The sequence below is a fragment of the Paenibacillus sp. OT2-17 genome (assembly GCF_009827695.1).
GTDB classification, from domain to species: domain Bacteria; phylum Bacillota; class Bacilli; order Paenibacillales; family Paenibacillaceae; genus Paenibacillus; species Paenibacillus polymyxa_B.
Map to the genome: position 1 here is coordinate 1 of NZ_WUDQ01000216.1, position 5,835 is coordinate 5,835.

General features: G+C 47.6%; 9 protein-coding genes. 7 read left to right on the plus strand and 2 right to left on the minus strand.

Annotated elements, in window-relative coordinates; all coding sequences use genetic code 11:
* Both GRP75_RS17670 and lipB read left to right on the plus strand, forming a co-directional pair.
* The coding region (locus GRP75_RS17670) for a 2-oxo acid dehydrogenase subunit E2 (RefSeq protein ID WP_202404196.1) at positions 1-351 on the plus strand (351 nt) is incomplete at its 5' end.
* Positions 352-396: 45 nt separating this feature from the next.
* Positions 397-1,095 (plus strand): lipoyl(octanoyl) transferase LipB, encoded by a 699-nt coding sequence (gene lipB, locus GRP75_RS17675; protein WP_160789939.1) that lies wholly within the window; start codon positions 397-399, stop codon positions 1,093-1,095.
* A gap of 121 nt (positions 1,096-1,216) precedes the next feature.
* Here the strand turns inward: lipB and prli42 are convergent, their stop codons facing one another.
* Positions 1,217-1,321, minus strand: a complete 105-nt coding sequence (prli42, locus tag GRP75_RS17680) for a stressosome-associated protein Prli42 (RefSeq protein ID WP_023989226.1) — start codon at positions 1,319-1,321, stop codon at positions 1,217-1,219.
* 85 nt (positions 1,322-1,406) lie between these two features.
* Here prli42 and GRP75_RS17685 point away from each other — a divergent pair, with 85 nt between their 5' ends.
* On the plus strand, positions 1,407-2,540 hold the full coding sequence (locus GRP75_RS17685; protein ID WP_023989225.1) for a tripeptidase T: 1,134 nt from the start codon (positions 1,407-1,409) through the stop codon (positions 2,538-2,540).
* Positions 2,541-2,612: 72 nt separating this feature from the next.
* On the opposite strand, the gene mciZ is transcribed toward GRP75_RS17685, so the two are convergent.
* Positions 2,613-2,756: a Z-ring formation inhibitor MciZ gene (mciZ, locus tag GRP75_RS17690; protein WP_160789940.1), complete on the minus strand. Its 144-nt coding sequence runs from the start codon at positions 2,754-2,756 to the stop codon at positions 2,613-2,615.
* Between the two features lie 124 nt (positions 2,757-2,880).
* On the opposite strand from mciZ, the gene GRP75_RS17695 reads away from it, so the two are divergent.
* From GRP75_RS17695 to GRP75_RS17710, 4 genes are all read left to right on the plus strand, one after another.
* Entirely contained in the window at positions 2,881-3,492 is a 612-nt protein-coding gene (locus GRP75_RS17695; protein WP_160789941.1) for an NUDIX domain-containing protein, read from the plus strand.
* 4 nt (positions 3,493-3,496) lie between these two features.
* Positions 3,497-4,693 carry an endonuclease Q family protein gene (locus tag GRP75_RS17700; protein WP_160789943.1) on the plus strand — a complete coding sequence of 399 codons (1,197 nt, stop codon included), beginning with the start codon at positions 3,497-3,499 and terminating at the stop codon, positions 4,691-4,693.
* 188 nt (positions 4,694-4,881) lie between these two features.
* Positions 4,882-5,535 carry a stage II sporulation protein M gene (gene spoIIM / locus GRP75_RS17705; RefSeq protein WP_023989222.1) on the plus strand — a complete coding sequence of 218 codons (654 nt, stop codon included), beginning with the start codon at positions 4,882-4,884 and terminating at the stop codon, positions 5,533-5,535.
* 99 nt (positions 5,536-5,634) lie between these two features.
* Positions 5,635-5,835: Fur family transcriptional regulator (locus GRP75_RS17710; protein ID WP_160789942.1), on the plus strand; the 201-nt coding region annotated here is incomplete at its 3' end.

The following is a 5,835-nucleotide window of genomic DNA, read 5'->3' on the forward strand; positions in this document are numbered from 1 at the left end:
AAAAATATTGCTGGATTAGCTCGTGAAATTGACGATTTGGCACGTAAAACCCGGGAAGGCACGCTCAAACTGGACGACATGCAAGGCGGAACGTTCACTGTAAACAACACAGGCTCCTTTGGTTCGATTTTATCTTATCCGGTGATTAACTATCCGCAGGCTGCAATTCTTACCTTTGAATCCATTGTCAAAAGACCAGTGGTTATTGATGATATGATTGCGGTTCGCTCGATGGCTAATCTGTGCTTGTCGCTGGATCATCGCATTTTGGACGGAGTGATTTGCGGACGATTCCTGCAACGGGTTAAAGAAAATCTAGAAGGCTACACTTTGGATACGAAGCTGTACTAATCATCCGAACAGTGGGGGAAATGTACGGAGAGGAAGTGACAGGCCGTGAACAGACGACCGCTTGACGTAACCTATACGAATAGGATGGAATATGCCCATGCATGGGATGTCCAGAAGGAGATTGTGGGAAAGCTGGATGCGGGAGAGGCAAGAGAAACGCTTATGCTTCTCCAGCATCCGCCGACCTATACGATTGGATCTCAGCGGCATCCTGAACATTTGCTCCTCACACCAGAGCAACTGAAGGAGCAGGGAATCAGCGTCTTTCAGATTGACCGTGGGGGAGACATTACATATCATGGGCCGGGGCAGCTTGTCGGATATCCTCTACTTATGCTCGGCAACCGGGAGGCGCTGAATCTGCACGGATACCTTCGAAGTCTGGAAGAAGTGATCATCCAGTTGTTGGCATCTTATGGGGTTGAGGGAAGCCGTAAGCCTGAATATACGGGGGTATGGATCGGGAATCTAAAAATTGCGGCCATTGGCGTCAAATTCAACAAGTGTAAGCACCGTCGGGGCTTCGTAACCAGCCATGGCTTTGCCTTTAACATCAAATCAGGGATACAGCATGAGGGCTTTGAGGGCATTATCCCGTGCGGAATTCAGGAATACGGTGTGACATCATTGGAGGACTGCATACAGAAGCCTATGTCGGTGGAGCAGATTGCGAAGGAAATTGTACCGTTCTTTGAACAGCAATTTTCATTTGCTGCGCAATGGCAAACGCATTCTTTCCAATAGAGGTAAGGCGGGCTATTGTGTATGTACACGAAAGCCCGCCTGTTTGCTTTACGTAACAGCTCGTCCACTCAAGGCTTCAATAGTGCCTTAGAGCAGCCGGATACCTTGAGCGGTATAGTTATTATAGTGGCATAATAAACGGCTCAATTACCATGAACAGCGTAGAACCAATCATAGCTGCGAGCATAATGTAGACGAAAAAACGAACCCATTTTTTGTTCGACATGTGTAACTCCTTTAGGATAGGTTTAAGTCATAGATAAGAACATCTATCCGTATTGTAGCGTAATCGGGAAAGAGAGGAAAGTTTAATGACAGTAAAAGTAGTAAAAGACCGAATTGTACAGGAATTTATGGAACTCGTACAGGTGGATAGTGAAACGAAAAATGAGCAGGAAATATCACGTGTTCTAAAAGAAAAGTTTAATGCACTCGGGCTGGAAGTAATGGAAGACGATTCTCGTGAAAGAACCGGACATGGTTCAGGCAATCTGATCGTCACCTGGAAAGCGGAAGGTGTGGAGCAAGCACCCAAATTATTTTTTACCTGCCATATGGATACCGTTACTCCGGGTAAAGGCATTAAGCCACAGTTGGGTGAGGATGGCTGGATTCGTAGTGACGGTTCAACGATTCTGGGTTCTGACGACAAGGCGGGAATTGCTGCTTTGTTCGAGGCGATTCGTGTCGTGCGCGAGCAGAATATTCCCCATGGTCAAATCCAGTTCGTGATTACGGCTGGCGAGGAATCTGGTTTGATGGGTGCACGGGCGATGAAGCCAGAAGTGCTAGATTCTGATTTCGGATATGCTTTGGATTCGAATGGTGAAGTTGGCTCTATTTGTATAGCTGCCCCAACGCAGGCACGTATTGAAATGAAGATAACTGGGAAGTCCGCTCATGCGGGGGTAAATCCCGAAGATGGCATTAGTGCCATTCAGGTCGCTTCTAAAGCCATTTCTAAAATGAAACTAGGACGGATTGATAAGGAAACGACCGCTAACATCGGCAGTTTCGAGGGCGGCGGCGCGACGAATGTGGTATGCGATTTTGTATTGATCCGTGCAGAGGCACGTAGTATTGTGCAGGAAAAGGTTAATCATCAAATCCAGCATATGCGTGAAGCGCTGGAAACCACCACACGCGAATTTGGTGCACAGGGAGAGTTCCGCAGTGAAGTCATCTATCCGGCATTCAGCTTTACGGAGCATGACGAAGTTGTACAGGTTGCACAGCGTGCAATTCAAGGACTGGGACTGGCAACGCCGACCTTCCATTCCGGTGGTGGCTCAGATGCTAATGTATTCAACGGGCTTGGAATTCCAACGGTGAATTTGGCTGTGGGCTACCAGAACATCCATACAACAGAGGAAAAGATTAAGGCCGATGACCTCGTGAAGGTTGCTGAAGTTGTCATAGCTCTGATTCAAGAAACCACAAAATAAACTTGTATCATACACTTGCAACATACTGAAAAAAAGGTTCAGGTTAAAGACAGGAACAGCGTTCCTTCGTCTTTAGATCTGAACCTTTTTTGGAACGGCTAGCGAAGCGATAGTGGCGGTAGGTCCGTGTTCCTTTTGCCACTGACGCAATAGTGCTTGAATCTGCCAGGCTTTACCAACGATATGGAGGGTGTTTTCAGTACGGTAGCTTTTCATTTCTGCATCTCCTCATGACAGGAAGTTTGTTATCCTACCACCAGCATATGTACAAAGTGGACAAGTTAGACTAACTTGGTGATAATTAATAAAGAAAGATAGATATGAAGGAGGAAACTTACCGATGAACGAGCAAACGAACGGACAATTGAACAATCCAACAAACGATGCACATTGCAAGCCTTATTCCAATCCTGCGCTGGAGGAAAAGACCGTGTCCACACAGCCTATTTTTGAGGGAAAGGTCATTACATTACAGGTAGACACGGTAGAGCTTCCCGACGGCTCCACTGGAAAGCGTGAGATCGTAAAGCATCCAGGTGCGGTGGCTGTTTTGGCTCTACATGAAGGGAAAATGCTGGTCGTGGACCAGTACAGACAGGCGATGGGGCGCTGTGAGGTAGAAATTCCTGCAGGTAAGCTAGAGCGGGGTGAAGATCCGATGGAAGCAGCGGGGCGTGAGCTGAGAGAAGAGACAGGTTATACTGCCAAGTCGTTGAAGCTGCTACACTCCTTTTATACCTCTCCTGGCTTTGCGGATGAAATCATCCATCTGTATGTGGCCGAAGAACTGGAGTTAGGTGAGACGGAACCGGATGAGGATGAATTTCTGGAGTTGTTTGAGGTGACGCTGGAAGAAGCACAGACGCTCATTCGTGAAGGACGGATTAGTGATGCCAAAACGATTCTGGCCGTCTATGCGTGGCAACACCGCCAACATACAGGGAGCTTCTAAGCGGATGGATGAAAATATAGTAGAACTTATCGACTACTTTGCAGACTTGCATATTCATATTGGCAGAACAGAGAAGGGAAATCCGGTCAAAATTAGTGGCAGCCGCGATCTGACCTTTGCCAACATAGCTAAGGAAGCCTCCGGTCGTAAAGGAATTGGGCTGATCGGTATCATTGACTGCCATGCACCTAATGTACAGGAGGATATTCGTACCTATTTACATACGGGTGAAATGAAAGAAATCAGCGGCGGCGGTATCGCTTACCGGGATACGGTTATTCTCCTTGGCACGGAGCTAGAAATACGTGCTGAAGGTCGCCCTGAGGCGCACGTACTGGCCTATTTTCCAGATCTGGCGGCGATGAAGGATTTTACCCAATGGCTGGCCCGGCATATGAAAAATGTTAATCTTAGCTCACAACGAATCTATGCGCCGCCACGCGAGTTGCAGCAGCAAATTTACGGACGTGGAGGCATTATGGTGCCTGCGCACGTGTTTACTCCTCATAAGGGCATATATGGCAGCTCAGCGGCCCGTATGGAGGAACTGCTGGATATGGAGCTCGTTAGCGGGGTGGAGCTGGGGCTGAGCGCAGATTCATCTATGGCCGGTTTGATTTCGGAACTGGATCGCTTCAGCTTTCTCACGAATTCAGATGCCCATTCACTTGGGAAAATCGGACGAGAATACAACAAATTATCACTGGCAAAGCCGTGTTTTGATGAATTCAGAATGGATTTGGAGCGGCGGGAAGGACGACGGGTGCGTGCCAACTACGGATTAAATCCGAAACTGGGCAAATACCATCGTTCTTACTGTCAAAGCTGCGGTACGATTATTGACGAGCAACAGATGGCGGATGAACGTTGTCCTGACTGTGGTCATACCAAGCTGGTGAGAGGTGTGCTGGATCGAATATGGAGCATTGCTGACCGTGAACAGCCCATGATTCCTTCCCATCGTCCGCCGTACATTTACCAGATTCCACTGGAGTTTATTCCAGGTCTGGGTAAAGCCAAGCTGAACCAGCTATTGGCTGCATTTGGAACAGAAATGAATATTTTACATGAGGTTACACAGGAGGAGTTAGCAGCAGTCGTCGGAAAAGTGCTGGCAGAGCAAATTGTGCTTTCACGTGAGGGGAGACTGTCTCTTGTATCCGGTGGTGGTGGAACATACGGCAAAATAGCTAAGTCCTAGTAAAGTCTTGTCCCTCTAAAGGCATATCAGCGTCTGCTTGTTCATAACCATAAATTATCTATGCCGCTGGCTTGGCACATCATTCGTGATGCTTGATCTGCAGTGAAAGCTGCCCCATTTCTAGCCATCAGCCGTCGGATTACGGTTGTTTTTTGGACAAACAAGCAGATGAAAGGGGCAGGACGCCGATGCAATGGTTTCGTCATACGTTAAAAGATCAGACGCCGTATTATGTTTTCTTGGCTGTGCTGTTTCTGGTGGGAGTCGTCTTTGGCGCACTTATGGTTAACGCACTCTCGCTGGAGCAGTTACAGGATTTGTCCCGTTACCTGAAGGATTTTTTTGTAACGGTCAATCAAAACGAACAGGGCTTCGCTGATTCGCAGGCGGCTTCGACCTTTTGGGATAGCGTATCTTTACATCTAAAATGGGTCGGGCTAATTTGGGTGTGTGGCCTTTCGGTTATCGGTCTGCCGGGCATTCTTGTATTGAATTTCCTCAAGGGTGTGCTAATCGGATTTTCAGTAGGTTATATGGTGGGGCAATATTCGTGGAAAGGACTGCTATTTTCTTTGGTTTCAGTTGCTCCTCATAACCTGCTCGTCATTCCGGTACTGCTCGTCTGCAGCGTGGCTGCGATGACTTTTTCCATCCATATGATCAAAACAAAAATACTCGCTACCCGGCCGTCAGACGGGATGCTGCGTCCGTTGCTGTCTTATGCGGGATTGACTGCTGTGATGATGGTGCTTCTTATCGGTAGCGCGTCCTTTGAAACTTGGATCACCCCGGTTATGATGCAATGGGTCACTCCTATGCTGACAGCTTCCGTATCATCTTGATTCGTTTCAAAATGTTTGACTTTATTTGTATAGACCCCCTATAATAATAGGAGTGAAAAAAGTGCAGTAGGCAGTAGCTTTGCAGGGGGAGGGAGACACATGGAAGCACGGATCGAAAAAATTAAGCAGCAGCTGCAATCCCAGGGCTACAAACTAACGCCTCAGCGGGAAGCCACCGTCAGAGTTTTACTTGAGAACGAAGATGATCATCTGAGTGCGGAAGATGTATTTATGCTCGTCAAAGAGAAAGCTCCCGAAATCGGTCTGGCAACCGTATACCGTACCCTAGAACTGCTAAGT

Coding starts and splice junctions, on each gene's coding strand:
- prli42 (WP_023989226.1), bottom strand. CDS start 1,321: ATGTCGAACAAAAAATGGGTTCGTTTTTTCGTCTACATTATGCTCGCA.
- GRP75_RS17685 (WP_023989225.1), top strand. CDS start 1,407: ATGACAGTAAAAGTAGTAAAAGACCGAATTGTACAGGAATTTATGGAA.
- mciZ (WP_160789940.1), bottom strand. CDS start 2,756: ATGAAAAGCTACCGTACTGAAAACACCCTCCATATCGTTGGTAAAGCC.
- GRP75_RS17695 (WP_160789941.1), top strand. CDS start 2,881: ATGAACGAGCAAACGAACGGACAATTGAACAATCCAACAAACGATGCA.
- GRP75_RS17700 (WP_160789943.1), top strand. CDS start 3,497: ATGGATGAAAATATAGTAGAACTTATCGACTACTTTGCAGACTTGCAT.
- spoIIM (WP_023989222.1), top strand. CDS start 4,882: ATGCAATGGTTTCGTCATACGTTAAAAGATCAGACGCCGTATTATGTT.